This window comes from Mesorhizobium sp. M0626 (assembly GCF_040320665.1).
In the GTDB taxonomy this organism is placed as follows: domain Bacteria; phylum Pseudomonadota; class Alphaproteobacteria; order Rhizobiales; family Rhizobiaceae; genus Mesorhizobium.
Map to the genome: position 1 here is coordinate 18,792 of NZ_JAMYQD010000005.1, position 20,727 is coordinate 39,518.

Below are 20,727 nucleotides of genomic sequence, written 5' to 3' on the forward strand. Positions count from 1 at the left end.
AACGAAAAAGCTCGCCACCGTGAGGCAGCGGGCAGTTTTGGGAGAAACAGAAATGGGAACAATGGACCCCCGAATTGCCAACGGGCCATCGCCAATGCCGTCAGAGAGCCCTGCCTGGACGTGTGGCGTCCTGTCCGGCCCTCGCCATTGATTTCGTCGGCAAGCTTGTCTTTGGCCTCGTGATAGGTCTTGAAGTTGGCATCGGGATGGCAATCGCCGGCTGCCAAGGAGGCCGGCCGCTGGCCGACCCATCAGTTAGGCGTCCGTAGCCAGAGCGTTATAAAGCAGCAAACACGCCAGGATAGGAACGGCGCTGCCTAGCAGCTGGTCTGCCGTGAGGCCGGAAAAATAGACAAGATGAAACGTCACCATCGCTCTACCAATCACGGTTCGGAACACTGCCGAATTAACCGTTGGCCGACGCTAATGTTCCGCTCTGGACTCACTACCGCTTTGGAAGAATCCTGCATCAGCGCCCCGCCGACCTTGATCTCAACGTCCGTGCCACAAGGCTTTCCTTCGTTCGCATGGTTCGCAGAGATTAGCACGATCGCATACTCTCATCTCATCCGGCGTCGTCTCCCTCACAAAGCAGCGCCGGTAAGGCTCGGCGACCTTCTTGTTTGTCCGTGTGCCAAAGGAGGTCGCCGGGCCTGCCGTTGCTCATCTTTGCTGGTGGTTGCTCCTGATGCTGCGCTTGGCGCCGTCGCCCTACTGCTACCTGCGGGGTAAGGCCGGCGAGCCCTCTTGTCAGGCAGTCCGGCATGTAGGATTATAGTCCTCGTTGCGGCGACCCCTCAATGGAGAGCGCCAATGGCCAGAACCAAACCTTCGGAACAACTTTCCCGGGCTGAAATCGAGCGCTTCCTGGCGGCAGCCGAAGCGCTGCACAAGAGCATCGTCGGGCCGCTCCTGGCGTACCACGGCGAGCACTACCAAGCTCTACGTAAGGTCCATGGACCCCTGTTGAAGTCGATCGAGACCATCACCGGCCAGAAGTCGAAGTTCATCCAGTGGAACGGGACAGGACCGGCACAGCCCCGGGACAAGCCTCCGGGCTAAGTCTCCTCCCGGAAATCCAGCAGCTTGGCATGGCGAAGCTTCTCCTCGCCCTTCAGGAACCGCACGCGGCCGACCAGGCCCGGCTTTAGCCATTCGGCTTTGTCACTTTTGAGCCCTTTCGGCGCCGGCCCGCCAATCTTGCCTTGCACGCGGTCCCATAGGCGCTGGCGCTTGTCCGCCTTGAAGGTGACGAAGGCGCCGCCGGCATAGTGGCCTTTGTCGGCCATCAGCACCATGGCAGGCTTGCCGGGCTCGCGCTGCACGCCGATGATGTCCATCTCCTTTTCGGCATAGCACTTGATCTTGCGCCAGTTCGTCGTCGGACCCGACCGATACTTGCTGCCCTTCCGCTTTGAAACGATACCTTCAAGCCCAGCCTGGTCGACCAGATGAAAGACGGCGTCGCCAGTGCCCGGCATCGCTTCGCTGAACTGAATTCGGCCGCCGTCCGGGATCAACGCCCGGAGTATCTCGCGACGGTCTTCCACCGGCGTGTTCCGCAAGTCATGCCCGTTCAGGTGCAAGAGGTCGAATGCTGGCAGATACAGATCGCGCGACGGCTTGCGGCTGGTCGCGGCTGATTGATGCGCATGGAAGTCGGATAGGCCAGCCTCATTGATCGTAATGGTCTCGCCGTCGATGATGAAGTCTTTCGCCTCGATCGCTTCCGCCTCACCGGCAAGTTGGATGTAGCGGCCCGTCCAATCATAACCGTTCTTGGTGATCAGCCGAATCCCGTCATCATCCTTGATGACCTGGGTGCGGTAGCCATCGAATTTGATCTCATGAATCCATTCATCGCCCATCGGCGGCGTGTCGACCAGTTCGGGTTCCATGGGCTTGATGAATTTCAGACGCATGCACTGACTCGCAGAACTGCGACTTCAATTAGCTAGCGCTAAATTAGTTCCGGAACATTTTAGACGAATTGGATGTTTGAAGGGCTATGAAGATCGAAGCCGACCAATGCCGGGCAGCGCTGACGCTCATCCGGCGCACAATGGAAGAGCACTGTCCTCCTGGCGTGCTGCCGAGCGAAGAGATGGTCAATGGGCTCTATGGTCCGGAACTGATGCATGAGGCGGAAGCCATTGCCGCCGGCATCGTCGCAACCATTGACCAGCTGCAATTGCCCGTGATGAAACCGCCGTCCCCTAGTATCAAATAGAGACGACACAGGGAAGGTCGCTTGGCCGCGCGATCGTGGGCTCGCAACGACCGGCGAGGCGATGCCGGCCCCACCAAGGGTTACAGCCCCTCGACCAGCAGCGAAGGCGGCTCGCGGCAGTGCAACGCCCGAAGTGTTTCGAGACGACGATGTCCACCGAGCGTAGCCAGCGCGCGTTGTGCTGCACAAGGACTGAGGCAGCGGCACGGCCGCCCGGGCTACTCCAAAGGCGGCTCTTCGCTCTGTGGAGCCAAAACGGTGATATCCATCCTGGCGATTGTCGATGCGGCGCGCCCCTGGGCGCCAGAATCCGTGTCGCCACTTTCTGCCGCCATTGCCTTGGCGCGATGTCCTACGCTGTCTGCGCTTTTGCCTGGCGCAAATCCTTCGCCCGGTTCTGTCTTTGCGGGTTTCGGTCGAGTTTCAGCTGCCTGCCGATGTTGGTTTCCAATCGCCGAGACCATTGATACCTCCCCTTGATGAGGCCGCGACTGTACCTGTCAAGGCTGTAGCGAGGCTGATCACTTAAGTGGTCGGGTTGCGCCCGCTCGTCGTGGCCCTCCGATCACTGGGCTCTCGATGCCTTGGCGCTCGCGGACGTCTGGCCGGGTGGGAAGTTCAAACTCAGCCGCCCTTTGCGGCACCGGCTTCGCCCGACAATTAGGAACGATTTCGCCCGCCATGTGTTACGCAATCATGAATCTCGCGGATCCCGGATCAACAATGGCAACCGATCTTTTCACGATGCAACTCGCTGATGCTCAGCAGCGCATCAAACAGACCGAGTTCGCGCTGGTACTCAGCGAGAAAATGGTGGCTGAGAACCTCGCTTTATCCAGCAGGATACGATCGGCGAGGCGGCGTGTCCTGAAGGCCGGAAGGCCTCTGGCGACAGTCGACTCAACAAGCTGAAAGATTTTGTCAAATGATCTCGACCCAGTCGGGACGTGGGAGAGCTTCCTGATACCTTAGCGGCAATCGGCCGAGTCGCCGCAGGAACCAAAGCGCTCGGCACGGTTTGGTGTTCCGAAGGGACCGCAACCCAAAAGGAAGCGCAACAATGGACCTGATGAACTTGGAACTGGCCAGAGCCCGTCAGCGCGTCGGCCGGGCAAAGTTGGATCTCGAACGAGCCGAAAACTTGCTGGACGAAGATTGCGGCGTCGCTATCGATCTCGCCTTGTGTTGCCGAATCCGATCTGCGCAAAGGCGCATGGTCGAGACCAGGCAGCGGCTCACGAAGATTGATCCCAGCAGGACGAATTGACCGCTACGGCTCAGTTGAGACGGCACTTCGAAATCACGACTCCCTGCTGAGCTATCAGTTTCCCTCGATCTCTAATCGTATGGGTTTCCGCACCACCCTTCGCTCTTCGAGCTTCGGGTAGCACGCCACCAAGGCAGCCATCTCAAACGTCGAGATAGCCGGCGGCGACGAGCATTGCCTTGTACCGTTGGGCAAATCGGCTGGGCAAACGACTGAGGTAACCTGACGCGCCAATATCCCAATGCTCGCCCAGTTCGCGGTCGAAGGCAGCCGGGTCGAATTGCAGCAAGCCGCTGCGTGGGTAGACCGTGAATTCTCCGAAGATCGGCTCCCCCTCCTCCTCGTAGAAATCGACACGCACCATGTCGAACTCGCTGCCGAGCGCCTCGGCTGCCTCGATCATCCGCGCCAGGCTCTTGGGAGGGGGAATTTCCAGGCTCGAGTCGATCGCGCCCTGGACGATGTTCAGCGGGCGCCAATCGCGATCCAGGTGGGCGGTATTCTTGACCGTGGAACGGAAGGCGACGACGACGATGTAGGCGACGCGGCCAGCCAGCACACAGAATTTGTAGTCGACCGGGTCATAGCCCTGGTCCTTGCCCACAAGTGCTTCGACGAAAACCCGCCGCTCTATGTGCGCATAGCTGCGCTCCAGCTTGCGGGCGCCATAGGTTTGGCCAAGGTATTCCGTCATCTCGGCAATGATCGCCTCCCGGTCGGCGTTGGCCGGATCGCGAACGATGACATTCATGGCGCAACCGTGGTTGCATTTGACGGCGTAGGGGATTTTCAGGTCATCGAAGGGGATCTGGCGCGGATCGTCGCCCTGCCACAGCACCTCAGGGATGGCGAGCCCGGGAAGCCGCTCCCTGACGATTTCCTTGGACTTGAGCTTGTCGAGAAGACCGGCAACGCGAGGATCGTCATCGAAAATCTTGCGCCAGTGGATCTTTTCCGTGAACGTCACCGGGGCTGCAAAATTCGGCAGATGCCGCATTCGCTCAAGGAAACGCTGGGTCAACCGGCGATAGCGGACAAGCAGCGCGGCGTTCAGCAACAGGAGAGATGCCCGCGCGCTGTTTCGCTTCAGCCATGCCTTTGCGCCACGCGCCATTCCGGTGTCCTTGCAACTTGCGCAACTTCATCCGCGAAGTGGACGGCCACCCTGCCCGCAGCAGTGAGGCACGTCGAGCTTCGCCGAGCTAGCCCTTCATCGGGTACAGTTTCAAATGCTGGATCAGGATGATCGTCTTGGCATCGATGATGCGGCCGTCTGAAATGCCGGCCAGCGCTTCATCAAGCCGCATTTCCAGAACCTCGATGTCCTCGCCCTCGTCGGCCGCGCCGCCGCCGGCCGAGATGCGGTCGGCGGGTGAATAGCGCGCCACGAAGAACCACAGCCGTTCGGTGACGCTGCCCGGGCTCATATAGGGGGAAAACAGCCGCTCGATGTTCTGTAGGCGATAGCCGAGCTCTTCCTCGGCCTCCTTGAGGATGGCGGTTTCGGGATCGTTTTTGTCGAGCAGGCCGGCGCAGGCCTCGATCAGCGGTTCGCGGTGGCCGGTGACGTAGGCGGGGTAGCGGAACTGCCGCACCAGAAGCACCGTCTGACGCTCGGGATCGAAAGGCAGGATCACCGCGCCGTCGCCACGATCGTAGGTCTGGCGAATCTGCGTCTCCCACTGCCCGTCGCGCCGACGGTAATCGAGAACAGTCTTCTTCAGGACCGCCCAGTCGTCGGACAGGACTTCCTCCGAGCGGATGCGGATACGATCTTCCATGATGAGCTCCAAGCTGTCGGCGCCATGGCGTAACCGCGAACGGTTTTGCGCGCAACCGAAACGGCGAAGCTTTCACCGCCTCGTGTCTGGTGCCGGCAACTGCCATCGCCTAAATAGCTGCAGTCCCTCTCCGGAGTTTTTTGATGACCGCAGCGCTTTTCCAGCCGATCGCTCTCGACGGCCTGACCTTTCCGAACCGTATCGCGGTGGCGCCGATGTGCCAGTATTCCGCCGAAGATGGCTCGGCCAGCGACTGGCATCTCTATCACTGGATGAACTTGGCGATGTCGGGCGCCGGCATGGTCACCGTCGAGATGACCGACGTCGAACGGCGCGGCCGCATCACCCATGGCTGCCTCGGCCTCTATTCCGACGACAACGAGGCGGCCGCCCGGCGCACGCTGGATGCAGCAAGGCGCGTCGCCGCGCCGGAAACGAAATTCGGCATTCAGCTTGCCCATGCCGGCCGCAAGGCCTCCAACCGAAAGCCCTGGGAAGGCGGCGGCCCATTGCAGCCGGGCGAGGATCCCTGGCAGACCGTCTCGGCCTCGGCCATCGCCTATGACACCGGCTGGAATGTGCCGCATGCGCTGGAGGAGGATGAAATCCTGCAGCTTATCGAGCGCTTCACTCAAGCCGCGAAGCGGGCCGAGCGCGCCGGCTTCGACTTCCTCGAGTTGCACGCCGCGCACGGCTATCTGATCTTTCAGTTCCTGTCGCCGCTTTCCAACCAGCGCACCGACCGCTGGGGCGGCTCGCTGGAAAACCGCATGCGTTTCCTCATCGAGATCGCCAAATCGGTGAGGAAGGCGGTTCCAAACCTGATGCTTGGCGCCCGCCTGTCGGTAAAGGACTGGGTCGATGGCGGTTTCGAGGTCGCGGACGCGATCGAGGTGGCCAAAGCCTTGAAGGCGCTTGATGTTGCCTATCTCTGCTGTTCGAGCGGCGGCAATTCGCCGTTGCAGAAGCTGCCGACCGGCCCCGGCTATCAGGTGCATCTGGCCGAAGCGGTGCGCAAGGGCGCCGGCATCCCGACACGGGCTGTCGGCCTGATCGACGATCCCGCGCAGGCAGAGGCGATCGTCGCCGACGGCCGCGCCGACATGGTCGCGCTGGCCCGCGCCTTCCTCGCCGATCCGCGCTGGGGCTGGCGCGCCGCCGCCACCTTCAGCGAAAAAATCCATCCCGCGCCACAGCTCGCCCGCTCGGTGACGACGATGCAGCATTGGACGAAGGGCTGAACAGGCAGCGCCGACGGATGCGCCAAACGCATCTGCTGGACAGATTGCCGCAGCTTCGCGTTAATCCGCCCGCTATAGTCCCTGGGGGCAGGCCGCCTTGGCGGCCGGATTGGGAGCAAAGTCCATGGCATCAAGGGCAATCTATCCGGCGGCAGCCGCTCTGGTGGTCGCACTGTCGTTCGCCGCGTCGTCTCCCCTCGGCGCGCAATATTGCGAAGGCACGGTGCACGGCCTGTCCAGGCACTACGATCTGGATACCGGCAGCGGGTTTCTCGCCGTGCGCGTACGGCCGAACTCGTCGTCGCGCATGATCGGGCAATTGTTCAACGGCGACCACACGGAGATTTTCGACCGCCGCGGCAACTGGTACCAGGTCGAAATCGGCGGACGGACCGGCTGGGCCAACGCCCACTGGCTGCGCAACGACTGCGGTTACTGAGACCAACGATTGCGGTTGGTGAGACGTTTGGGCGCAGGCTGACGGCCACTTTTGCAACCATATTGGCTGCTTTGCGTTGCGGCCATCATGGATAACAAACCTTTTGAAACCCCGGTCGTGGTCGAACTCGGCCATGTCGGCAAATATCGCCAGATCCGCAGCACCCAGGAAGCGGCGGAGTGTCTGATGACGGTGTGGCCGCTCAATCGCGGCCCGCGCCATCGTGATGCTCTCGACACTTGCCTCAAAGTGCTGGAAGGTTATCGTTCGACGGCCGATGCACGCAGGGCCTTGATCGAAGCGGCCAAGGAATCGGAAGTGCTGGTTCCCGAAGACCGGCTGCCAGACGCCAAGTTGCATTGAAGCCCAAATTGCAATGAAAAACGGGCCGCATTGAGCGGACGGACGAACCGGAGGATTTCATGGCGAAGCTGACTTACAAGATCGTCGAGCATGACGGGGGCTGGGCCTACAAGGTCGGTTCGACATTCTCGGAGACATTCCCGACCCACCAGGATGCGCTGCGCGCCGCCGAGATCGCCTCGGCCGAACAGCAGATCGCCGGCGCCACGGACGGCATCCAGTATGAGGATGCCGAAGGCAAGTGGCACGACGAACTGGCCGACGGCCGCGACCGGCCGCAGACCGAAGTTTCCGACTGATCCTTGCCCCTCAGCTTTCGCTGCCGGCCGTGGATGCTCGCCTAAGCAATTCCCTTGGGAATTGCGTCAAAACAAACAGGCGGGACATCCTGCCGGTCAGTCGAAGCCGCGGCTTGATCACTTGCCGCAATATTGATCGTTCACGTTGGGCCTCACATTTCCGTAGGGTCCTGACGGGTCGGAGGCGCACGGCCCCGTAGCGCCATAGCCTTGCTGCCGTCGGCATTGATGCTGCCGGTGGTGCTCTGGTCGACGGTCGATGACTGCTCGTTGCCGAACGGCCACCAGCTGTGATCGTTGGAATACGTGCCGTCCGATGACTGCGCCATCGCCGATGTGGCAAGACCGATCGTCAGCACGGATGCTGCAAAAACTTTCCTGTACATTGAATTACTCCGTATCTGCCGCCTTGGGTGCGACACGGGGTAAAACCGGATATCAGCCGAATGGTTCAGTGAAATTGTTGTGAGGCTGTGGTGAGGTCTTGGCCGGCGAATGTCCGCTCGGCAATGCGCTTGATGAAGGTGATGACGCGGTCCGGCTCGTCGAATTGCGGCATGTGGCCGAGGCCTTCGACCGTCTCGAAATCGAGCCCTTCGATCCTGTCCTTCATCGGCTCCCCATGTATGCGCATGGCGATGACGCGATCGGCTGTCCCGAAGAAAATCCCGGCCGGCATGGCGATCTCTCCATAGCGCTCTTCGATGCGGCCAAGATCCTCTTCGACCGCCACGAAATCGGTGGAGGTCGCATGGAAATGGACAGGCCTCAGCCCGAGCCATCCGCCGCCATCGATCATGTAGTCGGCGGGAACGGCCTGCGGCGAGAAGATGAACTCCAGTGTCTGCCGCGCATATCTGAGGCTTGTCGGTATCGCGACGGTGTAGGCCATGATCCAGCGCCAAAGCCGCGAACGGATATAGAGCAGGCCCGCTTTCTCGCGGGCGCCGGCTTCCAGATGCGTCAGCGGCGCCAGCAAAGCGATGCCGGAAATCGCGCCGGGATGCTCCAAGGCCAGGGTCAGCGCGACGGCGCCCCCCAGCGAGTGCCCGACCACGAGCGGCCTTTCCAGCCCGAGTGTTTCGATGAAGCGCCTGATGATCTCGACCTGTTCAGGCAGACGGCCGGTGGCTCCTCGCGCGCGAACAGAATAGCCCGATCCCGGCCGGTCGAGTGCAATGAGGCGGTAGCCAGGGCCAAAGCGCTCAAACAGCGTGTGGCGAAACTGGTGGAGCTGCGCGCCAAGTCCGTGCACGAACAGGATCGGCCGTCCCTCGCCCGTTTCGACATAATGGATGCGGCTGCCGTCGATCTCGACGAAGTTTCCGCTGGCCGGCACCAGCCTTTCGGCCTTGGCGGCAATCCAGAGCGTAGCGGCCACCAGACAGGCCACGATGACGAGAGCCAGCACGGACAGGCCGGCGACAAGCCAAAGCAGAATCGATACCAGCATGTTTTCACCCGGGAAGCGGACCGGCGCGCACCATCACCCACTGACGAACGCTCGGCAAGGCAGATGGCGGCTTGTGTCGGCATTGCCGCCAGTTCGATGGCGCGCTATCTCAGGCGACCTTCTTTCTGCCTCAGGCGACCTTGTCTGCCAACGGGCCTGTTTGCCGGAGCCTTCCATGCCTGAAATCGTCACTGCCGCCATGCTTGTCATCGGCGACGAGATTCTGTCCGGCCGCACCAAGGATAAAAATATCGGCCACCTCGCCGACATCATGACGGCCATCGGCATCGACCTGAAGGAAGTGCGCATCGTTCCCGACGAGGAGGACGAGATTGTCGCTGCGGTGAATGCCGTACGCGCCCGCTACACCTATGTCTTTACCACCGGTGGCATCGGCCCGACGCATGACGACATCACCGCCGATTCCGTTTCCAAGGCTTTTGGGGTGCCGTGCGAATACGACGCCAAGGCCTATGCCATGCTGGGCGAGAGCTATGCCGCGCGCGGCATCGAATACACCGAGGCCCGCAAGCGCATGGCGCGCATGCCGCGCGGCGCCGACCATATCGACAATCCGGTCTCCGTCGCGCCCGGCTTTCGCATCGGCAACGTCCATGTCATGGCCGGCGTGCCTGCGATTTTCCAGGCCATGCTCGACAATGTCGTGCCGACGCTGAAGGCCGGCACCAAGATGCTGTCGGCCACCGTCCATTGCCCGTTCGGCGAAGGCCTGATCGGTGGTCCCTTGGGCGATATCCAGAAGGCGCATCCCGACACCATCATCGGCTCCTATCCGAAATATGGCGACGGCAAATTCTGGACCGAGCTGGTGGTCCGCGCCCGCAGCCAGGAGGCGCTGGATTCGGCACGCAAGGACGTCGAGGCGATGGTGGCCGGCTTCACCGCCGCCAATTGACCCTGGGTTCGCGGACCATCGCCGGGCCGGAACCAAGCACCGCACTCCCACGTTTTCCCTCGGGCGCAGCACGCGCTGGCAGATTTGAGGGATTTCGCATGCGCTTCAAGACCATCGTCGCCATATTGCAGAACGAACAGGACGCCGAACGCGTGCTCGACTGCGCCATCCCGCTTGCCGACCGGTTCGAGAGCCATCTCATCGGCATCCATGCCGAAGCGCTGCCCGTTCCCTACACCTCGGCAACCGGCTTCCCCGACACTGAGTTCCTGCAGGTCTCCGCCGACATGAACCGCGAGCGCGCCGAGAAATTGCAGGCGCTTTTCGTTGGGCGGATCGAGAATTCCGGCCTTTCCTTCGAATGGCGCAGCCTCGAGAGCTTTTCCGGCGACAGCGCGCTGACGGGTATTTCCAGCGTGCGCGCCGCCGATCTGATTATTGCCGCGCAGCGCGAGACCGGGGGCGACACGAGCGCCGATGTCGACACGCTGGTTTACGATGCCGGCCGGCCGGTGCTGGTGGTGCCGCATGAGGGGCCGTTGGTCACCACATTCAAACATGTGCTGCTGGCCTGGAACGGCAGCAAGGAGGCGGCGCGTGCCGCCTTCGACGCGCTGCCCTTCATCATCGAGGCCGAAAAGACCGACATTCTGGTCATCGATCCGCCGGATACGCTGGATGACAACCCGGAAGCCGCCGGCGCCGAGATCGCCGCGGCACTCTCCAGGCATGGCGCAACGGTCAGCGTGTCGGTGCAGAAATCGGGTAATGCTTCGGTCGATGACGTCATCCAGACCCGGATCGCCGAGACCGGAGCCGACCTTCTGGTGCTCGGCGCCTACAGCCATTCCTGGCTGCGTCAGCTTTTGTTCGGCGGCGTCACGCGCACCGTGTTGCGCAGCGTGCCGGTTGCGGCCTTTTTGTCGCGGTAACTCCACAGACTGGCCCCGCCCTTGCCAATGCCCTGACTTTCCAGTTAATTCCGCGCGCATTCCACAATGGTGCGCGCGGAGTGCAGAATGTCCCTTCCCGAAAAAGCCTTTCCGGTCTCCTGGGACCAGTTCCACCGCGATGCCCGGGCGCTCGCCTGGCGGCTTGCCGGCGCCAACAAGGGTCAGTGGAAGGCCATCGTCTGCATCACCCGTGGGGGCCTGGTTCCCGCTGCCATCATCTCACGCGAACTCGGCATACGCGTCATCGAGACGGTCTGCGTCGCCTCCTATCACGACTACACCAGCCAGGGGCAATTGCAGGTGCTGAAGGAGATCACGCCGGCGCTGCTCGCCGATGATGGCGCGGGCGTGCTGATCATCGACGACCTCACAGACACCGGCAAGACGGCAGGCATCGTGCGCGCCATGATGCCCAAGGCGCATTTCGCCACCGTCTACGCCAAGCCGAAAGGCCGGCCGCTGGTCGACACCTTTATCACCGAAGTCAGCCAGGACACCTGGATCTACTTTCCCTGGGACATGGGTTTCACCTACCAGAAGCCGATCGCCGACGATCACGCCGGCTGATTCGCGCCAGCCCCATTTCTGCCCAGACGGCCAAACCCGCCCCGTCTGCTATGAAAACAGACACTGGAAGGCACATTATTCTGTCGAATCGACGCCTGTTGGCGGATTGGACGGTTGGTGTGATGTTTTTTACTTTTAAGACTTACACTTGTCGGTAAGATTCATACGGCGGCTAACGATTCTGAGGGCTGGGGTAGCTTTCACTGATGCTGACGACACCGGCGACACACGACCATCTGGCTGAAAGGGTCCGCAAGCTCTTCGGCACTTCGCCTTGTCGCCTGCAGGTTGCCGCTTTGCCATGGCGCAATAACGAAGACGGCGTCGAGATCATGCTGATCACCAGCCGAGACACCGGGCGTTGGGTGCTGCCGAAGGGCTGGCCCGAGGCCAGGGAGCCGCTCTGCGAGGCAGCGGCGCGCGAGGCGGGCGAGGAAGCCGGATTGCGTGGCAAGATTTCGCTTTTCGAGGCCGGTCGTTACTTTTACGCCAAGGCCCTCGCGTCCGGCGAGGAAGTCCCTTGCGAAGTGCTGGTGTTTCCGCTGCAGGTCGAGCACGTTGCCGACCGCTGGAAGGAAAAGCGCGCGCGCACCCGCAAATGGGTCAATGGGGCCGAGGCCGTACGCATGGTCAACGAGCCGGACCTCTGCCAGATCATCGCCCATTTCTGCGCCGATCCCGACTAGTTCGTCGTTAGAGCCTAGCTCACAGCCACCGCTGCATAGTCCTGCGCGCCCGCACCGGTTCTTGCCCCGATTCCGGGCTCGGTGCTTCGCTCCGCGCGCCAGCAATCCGACACTATAGATCCCTCCCCTTCAGGCCAAGCTTAGCCACAGCTTGACATGCAGGTATTTACCTGCATATTGTGTCTTCAAGATGAGTGAGACCGATGGACGCCGACAAGGTTTTCAAAGCGCTGGGCGACCCGACCCGCAGAAGGCTGCTCGATCTTCTGTGTGAGAAGAACGGCCAGACGCTCGGCGAGCTTTGCCAAAACCTCGACATGGCAAGGCAATCCGCGACCCAGCACATCGATCTTCTGGAGGCGGCCAATCTGATCAGCACGGTCAAGCGTGGCCGAGAGAAGCTGCATTTCATCAACCCCGTGCCGCTGCACGAAGTCTACGAGCGGTGGGTGCGAAAATTCGAACGGCAGCGGCTGAGCCTGCTGCACGACCTGAAACAAGAACTCGAAGGAGACGACCAATGACCCGGGAAACCACCAGTTTTGTCTACGTGACCTACATCAGATCGACGCCACAAAAGGTGTTCGAAGCCATCACCAGGCCCGATATCGCCAAGCGCTACTGGGGCCACGAAAACGTCTCCGACTGGAAGCCCGGCTCGAAATGGGAACACATCCGCGCCAATGACGAACGGACCGTCGAACTCGTTGGCAAGGTCGTCGAAATCTCGCCGCCGACCCGGCTGGTCATGAGCTGGGCCAACGCTTCGCAGGCCGACGATCCGACCAAGCACAGCCGGGTGACGTTCGCCATCGAGGAATACGACACCATGGTCAAGCTGACCGTCAGCCATGACGAGCTCGAAGCCGGCAGCGGCATGGCCAAGGGCATCAGCCAGGGTTGGCCGGCCGTGCTGTCCAGCATGAAATCCTTCCTCGAAACCGGCACAGGCATCGACCTGTTCGCCAAGCCGAAATCGGCCTGAAGCAACCGCGGAGAACGACGATGACCAGGCACTTTACCGGCGGCTGCGCCTGCGGCGCGATCCGCTATGAGGCCACCGGCGAGCCGATCTTTCAGAACCACTGCCAATGCCTCGATTGCCAAAAGCGCAGCGGTACTGGCCATTGTTCCTATGTGACCTTCGGCCGGCGCGCTGACGTAAAGATCACCGGCGAGCCGAGCACATGGCGGATGATCGCCGACAGCGGCAATGAAAAAGCCCAGGCCTTTTGCCCGACCTGCGGCACGCCGGTCTACGTAACGTTCGTCGCCATGCCGGAGGTGACGGCGATCCAGGCCACGAGCCTCGACGATCCCGGCCAGTTCGACCCGCAGGCGGTCACCTACACCGTGCGCGGCCACGTCTGGGACACGATCGACCCAGCGCTTCAGCCATTCGAGCGAATGCCTGGATGAACCAGGCAGAGCCCTATCCCTCGGATAGGGCTCTGCGTTCAGCTCAGATCACCAGGCCCTTGGTCAGTTCCAGCGCCTGCCGCTCGAACAGGCGGCGGTAGATGCCGCCCTTCAGCCGGATCAGCTCGTCATGCGAGCCTTCCTCGACGATCTTGCCACGGTCGAACACGAGCAGCCTGTCCAGCGCCCGCACCGTCGACAGACGGTGCGCGATGACCAGCGTCGTGCGGCCAACCATCAGCCGCTCCATCGCCTGCTGGATCAGTACTTCCGATTCCGAATCGAGGCTCGATGTCGCCTCGTCCAGGATCAGGATGCGCGCATCCGCCAGGAAGGCGCGTGCGATCGCCACCCGCTGGCGCTCGCCGCCCGACAGTTTCACGCCGCGTTCACCGACCAGCGTGCCGTAGCCCTTCGGCAGGCCGGTGATGAAGTCGTGCGCGCTGGCGAGCTTGGCGGCATGCTCGATCTCGGCCTGCGTGGCGTCCGGTCGGGCATAGGCGATGTTTTCCGCCAGCGAGCGGTGGAACAGGATCGGCTCCTGCTGGACGATGGCAATCTGCGCGCGCAGCGACGCCTGTGCAACCTGGGAGATGTCTTGGCCATCGATCAGGACCCTGCCGCCGCTGACATCATAGAGACGCTGGATCAGCTTCACGAAGGTCGTCTTGCCCGAGCCGGAATGGCCGACCAGTCCGACCCGCTCGCCCGCCGCTATCTCCACCGAGAAGTCGCGGTAGAGCGGCAAGCGATGGCTGCCATAGTGGAAGGTGACGTTATCGAAGGCGATGTGGCCATGCGTGATCCGGATCGGCTTGGCGCCGGGCCGGTCCTCGATGCCGAGCGGTTGCGACTGGAAATCGACCAGTTCCTCCATGTCGTTGACCGAACGCTGCAAATTGCGGATATGCGTGCCGATGTCCCTGAGGTAGCCCTGCAGCACGAAGAACGAGGTCAGCACGAAGGCGACATCGCCCGCACTTGCCTGGCCCCAGGCCCACAGCATCAGCGACAGGCCGATCACTGCCGTCCGCAGCACCAGCAGCATGGCGCCTTGCGTCGTGCCGTTGATGGTGCCGCGCACCCAAGTGCGGCTGGTCCGCGCGCGCCATTTGGCGACGACCTTGGCAAGACGCGTCTCCTCGCGCGTCTCGGCACCGAAACCCTTGACCACGGCATTGCAGCTCACCGCATCGGCAAGCGAGCCGCCAAGCCGCGTATCCCAGCTGTTGGCGAGCCGTGCCGCAGGCGCGACATAGCCGAGCGACAGCAGCGCCGTCACCGTGATGAACAGCACCGAGCCGACTGCCACGACCAGCCCCATCAGCGGCCAGAACCAGCCGAGCAGCAACGTCGAGCCGACCAGCATGGCGACCGACGGCAACAACGCAATCAGGATGGTGTCATTGAGCAGGTCGAGAGCCCACATGCCGCGCGTGACCTTGCGCACCGTCGATCCGGCAAAGCTATTGGCGTGCCAGTCGGTTGAGAAGCGCTGCACGCGATGGAACGCGTCGGCGGCGACGTCGGCCATCATCTTCAGCGTCAGCTCGACAATACCCATGAAAGCCAGGTTGCGCAGCACCACGCCGGTCAGCGCCAAAGCGATGAGCGCGGAGAACGCCGCCATTGCCGCATTCCACGCGACATCGTCAGCCAACGCACTGCTGGCGACGGCGTCGACCAGCCGGCCGGAATAGAGCGGCGTCAAGACATCGGCCAGGGTCGACAGCAGGAAGCTGCCCATGATCAGAGAAAGCCGCCACGGCTGGCGCCGCCAGTGGCTGAGCGTGAAGCCAAGAACGCTGCGAAAGGCGCTTGCACGCAGATCGATTCGAAGACGAGCCATGATGTCATCCCGGCGCAAATCTGCCCGGTCCCGGTAAGGTCTGAAAATTGAAAACCGCGCTGGGCAATTCGCCCGGCTGCGGAGGTTCGGCATGGGTGGCGGCGCGCCCCGGGTTGTCGGGTGGCGACCGGCATCGGCAGAAGCCTGTACTCGACCCGGCATCGGTGCGAAGGGCAAACCTTCGCCGGACGCCAGGTGAGACCTAGGCTTCGCGGCCTCGCATTACCATGTGAAATACTGCCATTCAGACCTCCCGCAAGACACTTGCGGAGCGGTCCTTATAGAGACGCCATGAAGGATCGCCAAGGCCGGGCACGTGGCAAAGCGTAACTGGTCCAACCAGTGAGGTTATTTTGCAACAACAGCGGGTCAACCCCTCGCTATGCCTCATTCCGGGTTGCGATCGAGGCGCATGTAGCGGCCGTCGGTCGATGCCTTGAAGCCCAGCTTCTCATAAAGGCCATGCGCGTCACTGGTCGACAGGCTCCAGTGCGAGACCGTGTTGAGTTCAGGGTGGTTGATGAGCGCCCGCACCAGTTGCGTGCCAATGCCTTGGCCGCGATGCTGCGGGCAGATGATGATGTCGGCGAGATAGGCAAACACCGTACGGTCGGTGATGGCCCGGCCAAAACCGACTTGGTTCCTATCGATATAGGCCGCGGTGCAGAACGAGTTGCCAAAGGCGCGGCGATGAAAGTCATCGCTGCGGCCGGCGCCCCAATAACTCGCCATCAACAGATCGGAGGTCGCCCGGAAATCGATCCGTGACATGTCGAAGCTGATTTCACAGTCGGGCATGGTGCCTCGCAAAGAATGGAGGGCGGCCGAATTCAGTCCGGCCGGTGATTTGGCTGCCCACGTGGCGCGCTTATGGCACCACGAGATAGGCCTTCTGGTCGGCGATCGCGATGGTCACGTGGGTGCCGGAATTGAACTCGACGAAATCGAGCTCCATCCCGTCGCTGAAGATGACGCCGCCCCTGCTCTGCCGCGAAGAAACCACCAGCGGCCGGTCGCGGGTGATGACGCCATGCACAAGCGACACGCCGGTCGTGTTGCTCGGAAACGGTTCGCGCACCGAAAAGAACAGCTGTTCGGCTTCGCGGTCATAGCCTTGCGGCGGCACGGTCGGCACGGACTTGTCACCATAGGCCGCGGCCAGTCCCGCGGCGCCCGCCATCACCGAGCGCAGCCAGCCGGTAGAGCCGGCGCCCGTGGAGATGATAATGCCGCTCGACGACTGGCGCTCGGTCCTGCCGCCATAGGTCAATTCGTAGCGCGCCGAGACATGCGTCGAGGCGCCAACGAACAGATCGTTGAAGGCGATCAGCCGGCGTCCGTCATTGGAGCGCGCTTCGGCCATCACCACCGCCTGGCGCTTCGCCTTGCCGGCGATCGTCAGGCCGAGGACCTTTTCGGTATCGTCGGCATTCCACGGCAGCAACACGCCGTCGAAAAGCGCCGGGTCCGGGTTGATGCCGATCAGCGGCTGGTACGGGAGGTACTTCGCGGTGTTGGACACCAGCCCGTCCTGACCGAGCGCGACCACCGCGTCGGAGCCGAATTCGAACTGCGGTACCAGTTCGCGGTCGAGCCGCAACTGTTTGAGGCCTTGGGGAAGCGAACCCATCACCCGGTCGAGCGCCTGGTGATAGACGTCATGCGCCGCCTTGACCGGGTCGAAATCCATGCCGGCCTGCCGGAGATAAAAGCGCGCCTGTCCCTGCGTGTTGAAGCGCGTCGTCAGCTCCTCCAGCTCGGTCTTGCGGGTGACGACGATCACCCGGTCGATCGGCCTGCCGCTCTGGTCGCTTGCCACCCGTGCTTGCCTTTCAGGACCCGGCTTTCGGCGTGGAAAGCTGGCTGAGCGCGCTGGTGAGCATGTCAGGCGTGATCGACAGATTGCCGACCGAACCGCCCTTTTCCGCCCAGGCCTTGAAGGCCATCGCCGTCAGCACGTGGGCGGGCGCCGACGAATAGACGGTCAGTTCCAGCTGCTGCGCCTTGGCTTCCGCCTCGGCAAGCGTCAGCTTGTTGCGCGCTTCGGTGTCGACCAGCAGCTTGTTGCGTTCGGCAAGCTCGATTTCGGTCGCCAGTTCGCTCTGCTTGATCTCGCGCTCCTTCTCCACGCCCCAGGCACGGCGCCCATAGATCGCGGCATCGGCCTGGCGCTGCAGCGCCTCGCGATATTCGGTCTGGAGCGCCTTGCGGATCTCCGGCGTCGGCTGGACCGAGGTGATGTGGACCTCCTCGATCGACAGGCCGGCGGTTGCCGCAATCGGATCGTTGCGCAGGAGTTCGGCGAGATTGCCGCCGAGCTTGGTCACCTCGGCCAGCGCCTGCTCCAGCGTCATGCTCGAAACCACCGCGCGGGCGCGGCTCTGTATCGCCAGCACCAGGCGCTCGGCGATCTTCTCCCGGCCGTCGCCGACGACGTCGGCACGGCTGAGCTTGGCGCTGAAATCAAAACCTTCGGCTGCCTTGAGTGGATCGATGATGCGGTAGCTGACCGACCCCTGGATTGCCAGATCCTGGAAATTCGCCGTCGTCTCGGTGAAGATGAAGGGGTTATCGAGCGACGTCACCGGCACCATCGCTATCGTGGTGCCGAACGTGCCGTACCAGAAGGAGATGCCGCGCCCCTGCTCCCTGATCTTGCCGTTCTTGAAGCGCAGGATGTGATACTCAGGCGTTCCCTTGAAATAGCTGATAAACATGCGCCCCCCAAGGTTCATCAATTTAATCAGATGTTTAGCCGCGATCCCTGAAACGGTTGGTGATGGGATAGCGGCGGTCGCGTCCAAAATTCTTACGGGTGATCTTCACACCCGGCGCCGCTTGCCGGCGTTTGTACTCGGCAATGTAGAGCAAATGTTCGACGCGCGTCACCGTCGCCCGGTCGTGGCCGCGCGCGACGATGTCGTCGACGCCCATTTCGTTCTCGACCAGGCATTCCAGAATGTCGTCCAGCACCGGATAGGGCGGCAGCGAATCCTGGTCGGTCTGGTTCTCGCGCAATTCCGCCGACGGCGCCTTGTCGATGATATTCCTGGGGATCACCTCGCCTGAGGGACCGAGCGCGCCCGGCGGCACATGGCTGTTGCGCCAGCGCGACAGCGCATAGACCTGCATCTTGTAGAGGTCTTTTATCGGGTTGAAGCCGCCATTCATGTCGCCATAAAGCGTGGCGTAGCCCACCGACATCTCGCTCTTGTTGCCCGTGGTGACGACCATCGAGGCGAACTTGTTGGAGATCGCCATCAGGATCGTGCCGCGCGCGCGGCTCTGCAAATTTTCCTCGGTAATGCCTTCCTTGGTGCCCTCGAAAAGCTGCGTCAGCGTATGCAGAAAACCCTCGACCGGTTCGAAGATCGGCACGATGTCATAGCGGCAGCCAAGCGCACGGGCGCAATCCTCGGCATCCTTCAGCGAATCCTCCGAGGTATAGCGGTAGGGCATCATCACCGCCCGCAGCCGCTCCTCGCCGAGCGCATCGACGGCCAATGCGGCGCAGATCGCCGAATCGATGCCGCCGGAGAGACCCAGCACGACGTTCTTGAAGCCGTTCTTGTTGACGTAGTCGCGCAGGCCGAGCATGCAGGCGCGGTAGTCCGCCTCCTCGCGCTCGGGGATTTTCGACATCGGCCCTTCCGAGCAGACCCAGCCGTCAGAGTTTTCTGCATCTTGCGCGCCTGCGGCGACGCGGTTGCGCTTCCAGGTGGTGACATCGACAGTTTCCTCGAACTGGCTCATCTGGAAGGCGAGCGTCTTGTCGGCGCCGATGGCAAAAGAGGCGCCGTCGAAGATCAGCTCATCCTGGCCGCCAATCTGATTGGCATAGATCATCGGCAAACCGGTCTCGATGACCTGGCGGATAACGACCTGATGGCGCACGTCCATCTTGGCGCGGTAGTAGGGCGAGCCGTTCGGCACTAGCAGGATTTCCGCGCCGCTCTCGGCCAGGGTTTCACAGATGCCAACGTCGCCCCAGATGTCCTCGCAGATCGGAATTCCGATGCGCACACCGCGGAAATTGACGGGTCCCTGAGCCTCGGGCCCGGCCTGGAAGACGCGCTTCTCGTCGAACTCGCCATAGTTTGGCAAATCGAGCTTGTAGCGCTCGGCGAGGATCTTGCCGCCATCGGCGACGATGATCGAATTGTGGGTGCCGCTCTTGCGCTTCAACGGCGTGCCGATGATGACGCCCGGCCCGCCATCGGCGGTATCTCCGGCGAAGTCCTGAGCGGCCTTCTCGCAAACCTTGAGGAAGGCCGGCTTCAGCACCAGGTCCTCCGGCGGATAACCGGCAAGGAAAAGCTCGGTGTAGAGCACGATGTCGGCGCCCTGGCGGGCGGCATCCGCCCTCGCCTCGCGCGCCTTGGCAAGATTGCCGGCGACATCGCCGACCGTCGGGTTGAGCTGGGCAACGGCGATGCGCAGAATATCGGGTGCGGTCTTCTGGGTCATCTGTGCGGTTTAGCGCGGCAAATTTGCCCGAGCAATGGCGTTCGTTTGGACCAATTCGGTGATCAGTCGTCGCCCATATATTCGCGCAGCGATTGCGGCGAATGGTTCTCTCCGATCGACATCGCCAGAATGCGCGAAATGTGCCGGCGCGGCAGGCCGGTTTCCTGCGCCCATTTGTTGATCTGCGCCTGAATCCTGTCGAGATCCCTCTTCGACGTCGGACTTTCGGCGATGTCGAGGCCGGCGTCACGCAAAGCCGCGACCATATCGGCCGAGATGACGAAGGCGTCCCATTGCAGCCAGCGCAGGAAATACTGGCCGGTGTTGCCGCCAAGCCGGCTGCCATGCTTGCCGAGATACGCCATCAGCCCGACCTGGTCGTCGTCAGGCCACTCCGCGAGGAATTTGCCGAAACCGCCATGTTCCTTCGACACACGCTCAACGAAGGCGGCGTTGTCGCGGACGGATTTGATCTTCTGCGGGTTGCGCACAATGCGTTGATCAGCCGTCAGGTCGTGCCAGAAGTCATCAGGTTGAAACAACAGCCGTTTCGGCTCGAAATGAAGAAAGGCTTCCTCGAAGCCCGGCCATTTCTGTTCGATGACGCGCCAGACGAAGCCGGCGGCAAACACCCGCTCGGCCATCGTCGACAGGATACGATCGTCCGTAATTTCGGCAATCGCAGCATTGTCAGGCGCCGGCCCGAGCAGCGAGGTCAGCACCGCGTCGCCGCCTTTGCGTTTTGCAGCACGGGCGCGAATCTTCGCGAAATCGGGCATCCTGCATCCTCGCGCCGC

At 62.2% G+C, this 20,727-nt stretch carries 26 protein-coding genes; 15 read left to right on the top strand and 11 right to left on the bottom strand.

Annotated elements, in window-relative coordinates; genetic code table 11:
• Positions 1 to 813: 813 nt before the first annotated feature.
• Positions 814 to 1,062 carry a hypothetical protein gene (locus tag NKI37_RS07265; RefSeq protein WP_352520436.1) on the top strand — a complete coding sequence of 83 codons (249 nt, stop codon included), beginning with the start codon at positions 814 to 816 and terminating at the stop codon, positions 1,060 to 1,062.
• Here NKI37_RS07265 and NKI37_RS07270 read toward each other — a convergent pair.
• Positions 1,059 to 1,922: an ATP-dependent DNA ligase gene (locus tag NKI37_RS07270; RefSeq protein WP_352787174.1), complete on the bottom strand. Its 864-nt coding sequence runs from the start codon at positions 1,920 to 1,922 to the stop codon at positions 1,059 to 1,061. The two genes, NKI37_RS07265 and NKI37_RS07270, sit on opposite strands and share 4 nt — an antisense overlap.
• 86 nt (positions 1,923 to 2,008) lie before the next feature.
• Between NKI37_RS07270 and NKI37_RS07275 the strand changes: the two genes are divergently transcribed.
• The 3 genes from NKI37_RS07275 to NKI37_RS07285 all read left to right on the top strand — a co-directional run bounded on the left by NKI37_RS07275 (position 2,009) and on the right by NKI37_RS07285 (position 3,497).
• Positions 2,009 to 2,230 carry a hypothetical protein gene (locus tag NKI37_RS07275; protein WP_023710600.1) on the top strand — a complete coding sequence of 74 codons (222 nt, stop codon included), beginning with the start codon at positions 2,009 to 2,011 and terminating at the stop codon, positions 2,228 to 2,230.
• 723 nt (positions 2,231 to 2,953) lie between these two features.
• A complete protein-coding gene (locus tag NKI37_RS07280; protein ID WP_023688348.1) occupies positions 2,954 to 3,142 on the top strand; it encodes a hypothetical protein in 189 nt (62 codons plus the stop codon).
• Between the two features lie 148 nt (positions 3,143 to 3,290).
• Positions 3,291 to 3,497 carry a hypothetical protein gene (locus NKI37_RS07285; protein WP_023815363.1) on the top strand — a complete coding sequence of 69 codons (207 nt, stop codon included), beginning with the start codon at positions 3,291 to 3,293 and terminating at the stop codon, positions 3,495 to 3,497.
• Positions 3,498 to 3,639: 142 nt separating this feature from the next.
• Here NKI37_RS07285 and NKI37_RS07290 read toward each other — a convergent pair whose 3' ends face one another.
• Positions 3,640 to 4,611 (bottom strand): ATP-grasp fold amidoligase family protein, encoded by a 972-nt coding sequence (locus NKI37_RS07290; RefSeq protein ID WP_352787175.1) that lies wholly within the window; start codon positions 4,609 to 4,611, stop codon positions 3,640 to 3,642.
• An 88-nt stretch (positions 4,612 to 4,699) separates the two neighbouring features.
• Positions 4,700 to 5,278 carry an NUDIX domain-containing protein gene (locus NKI37_RS07295; RefSeq protein ID WP_023688346.1) on the bottom strand — a complete coding sequence of 193 codons (579 nt, stop codon included), beginning with the start codon at positions 5,276 to 5,278 and terminating at the stop codon, positions 4,700 to 4,702.
• Positions 5,279 to 5,421: 143 nt separating this feature from the next.
• Between NKI37_RS07295 and NKI37_RS07300 the strand changes: the two genes are divergently transcribed.
• The 4 genes from NKI37_RS07300 to NKI37_RS07315 all read left to right on the top strand — a co-directional run bounded on the left by NKI37_RS07300 (position 5,422) and on the right by NKI37_RS07315 (position 7,620).
• Entirely contained in the window at positions 5,422 to 6,519 is a 1,098-nt protein-coding gene (locus NKI37_RS07300; RefSeq protein ID WP_352787177.1) for an NADH:flavin oxidoreductase/NADH oxidase, read from the top strand.
• A 124-nt stretch (positions 6,520 to 6,643) separates the two neighbouring features.
• Positions 6,644 to 6,958: an SH3 domain-containing protein gene (locus NKI37_RS07305; protein WP_352787179.1), complete on the top strand. Its 315-nt coding sequence runs from the start codon at positions 6,644 to 6,646 to the stop codon at positions 6,956 to 6,958.
• Between the two features lie 84 nt (positions 6,959 to 7,042).
• Complete coding sequence (locus NKI37_RS07310) at positions 7,043 to 7,321, top strand: DUF982 domain-containing protein (RefSeq protein ID WP_032891817.1); 279 nt, start codon at positions 7,043 to 7,045, stop codon at positions 7,319 to 7,321.
• Positions 7,322 to 7,380: 59 nt separating this feature from the next.
• Complete coding sequence (locus tag NKI37_RS07315) at positions 7,381 to 7,620, top strand: DUF2188 domain-containing protein (protein WP_023667535.1); 240 nt, start codon at positions 7,381 to 7,383, stop codon at positions 7,618 to 7,620.
• A gap of 152 nt (positions 7,621 to 7,772) precedes the next feature.
• Here NKI37_RS07315 and NKI37_RS07320 read toward each other — a convergent pair whose 3' ends face one another.
• Positions 7,773 to 8,006: a hypothetical protein gene (locus NKI37_RS07320; RefSeq protein ID WP_352787180.1), complete on the bottom strand. Its 234-nt coding sequence runs from the start codon at positions 8,004 to 8,006 to the stop codon at positions 7,773 to 7,775.
• A gap of 65 nt (positions 8,007 to 8,071) precedes the next feature.
• Positions 8,072 to 9,073 (bottom strand): alpha/beta fold hydrolase, encoded by a 1,002-nt coding sequence (locus NKI37_RS07325; RefSeq protein ID WP_352787182.1) that lies wholly within the window; start codon positions 9,071 to 9,073, stop codon positions 8,072 to 8,074.
• Between the two features lie 175 nt (positions 9,074 to 9,248).
• Here NKI37_RS07325 and NKI37_RS07330 point away from each other — a divergent pair, with 175 nt between their 5' ends.
• The 7 genes from NKI37_RS07330 to NKI37_RS07360 all read left to right on the top strand — a co-directional run bounded on the left by NKI37_RS07330 (position 9,249) and on the right by NKI37_RS07360 (position 13,614).
• The gene (locus NKI37_RS07330; protein ID WP_023681539.1) at positions 9,249 to 9,989 is read left to right on the top strand and encodes a competence/damage-inducible protein A; all 741 of its coding nucleotides are present in this window, start codon (positions 9,249 to 9,251) and stop codon (positions 9,987 to 9,989) included.
• Positions 9,990 to 10,087: 98 nt separating this feature from the next.
• Entirely contained in the window at positions 10,088 to 10,921 is an 834-nt protein-coding gene (locus NKI37_RS07335; RefSeq protein ID WP_023681540.1) for a universal stress protein, read from the top strand.
• Positions 10,922 to 11,008: 87 nt separating this feature from the next.
• A complete protein-coding gene (gpt, locus tag NKI37_RS07340; protein WP_023667540.1) occupies positions 11,009 to 11,509 on the top strand; it encodes a xanthine phosphoribosyltransferase in 501 nt (166 codons plus the stop codon).
• A 206-nt stretch (positions 11,510 to 11,715) separates the two neighbouring features.
• Positions 11,716 to 12,195, top strand: coding sequence for an NUDIX hydrolase (locus NKI37_RS07345; RefSeq protein ID WP_352787184.1), 480 nt, complete (start codon positions 11,716 to 11,718; stop codon positions 12,193 to 12,195).
• A gap of 203 nt (positions 12,196 to 12,398) precedes the next feature.
• Entirely contained in the window at positions 12,399 to 12,719 is a 321-nt protein-coding gene (locus NKI37_RS07350; RefSeq protein ID WP_023688340.1) for an ArsR/SmtB family transcription factor, read from the top strand.
• Positions 12,716 to 13,180, top strand: coding sequence for an SRPBCC family protein (locus NKI37_RS07355; protein ID WP_023681542.1), 465 nt, complete (start codon positions 12,716 to 12,718; stop codon positions 13,178 to 13,180). The genes NKI37_RS07350 and NKI37_RS07355 overlap by 4 nt, the downstream gene beginning before the upstream one ends.
• A 20-nt stretch (positions 13,181 to 13,200) precedes the next feature.
• On the top strand, positions 13,201 to 13,614 hold the full coding sequence (locus tag NKI37_RS07360) for a GFA family protein (RefSeq protein ID WP_352787185.1): 414 nt from the start codon (positions 13,201 to 13,203) through the stop codon (positions 13,612 to 13,614).
• A 43-nt stretch (positions 13,615 to 13,657) separates the two neighbouring features.
• Here NKI37_RS07360 and NKI37_RS07365 read toward each other — a convergent pair whose 3' ends face one another.
• From NKI37_RS07365 to NKI37_RS07390, 6 genes are all read right to left on the bottom strand, one after another.
• Complete coding sequence (locus NKI37_RS07365) at positions 13,658 to 15,463, bottom strand: ABC transporter ATP-binding protein (protein WP_352787186.1); 1,806 nt, start codon at positions 15,461 to 15,463, stop codon at positions 13,658 to 13,660.
• Positions 15,464 to 15,850: 387 nt separating this feature from the next.
• Positions 15,851 to 16,261: a GNAT family N-acetyltransferase gene (locus NKI37_RS07370; RefSeq protein WP_352787188.1), complete on the bottom strand. Its 411-nt coding sequence runs from the start codon at positions 16,259 to 16,261 to the stop codon at positions 15,851 to 15,853.
• A gap of 70 nt (positions 16,262 to 16,331) precedes the next feature.
• The gene (locus NKI37_RS07375; protein WP_352787189.1) at positions 16,332 to 17,282 is read right to left on the bottom strand and encodes a diacylglycerol kinase catalytic domain-containing protein; all 951 of its coding nucleotides are present in this window, start codon (positions 17,280 to 17,282) and stop codon (positions 16,332 to 16,334) included.
• A gap of 13 nt (positions 17,283 to 17,295) precedes the next feature.
• Positions 17,296 to 18,180, bottom strand: coding sequence for an SPFH domain-containing protein (locus NKI37_RS07380; RefSeq protein ID WP_023695413.1), 885 nt, complete (start codon positions 18,178 to 18,180; stop codon positions 17,296 to 17,298).
• Between the two features lie 34 nt (positions 18,181 to 18,214).
• Positions 18,215 to 19,930 (bottom strand): NAD+ synthase, encoded by a 1,716-nt coding sequence (locus NKI37_RS07385; RefSeq protein WP_352787191.1) that lies wholly within the window; start codon positions 19,928 to 19,930, stop codon positions 18,215 to 18,217.
• A gap of 62 nt (positions 19,931 to 19,992) precedes the next feature.
• A complete protein-coding gene (locus NKI37_RS07390; protein WP_023818164.1) occupies positions 19,993 to 20,709 on the bottom strand; it encodes a DNA-3-methyladenine glycosylase I in 717 nt (238 codons plus the stop codon).
• Positions 20,710 to 20,727 lie beyond the last annotated feature (18 nt).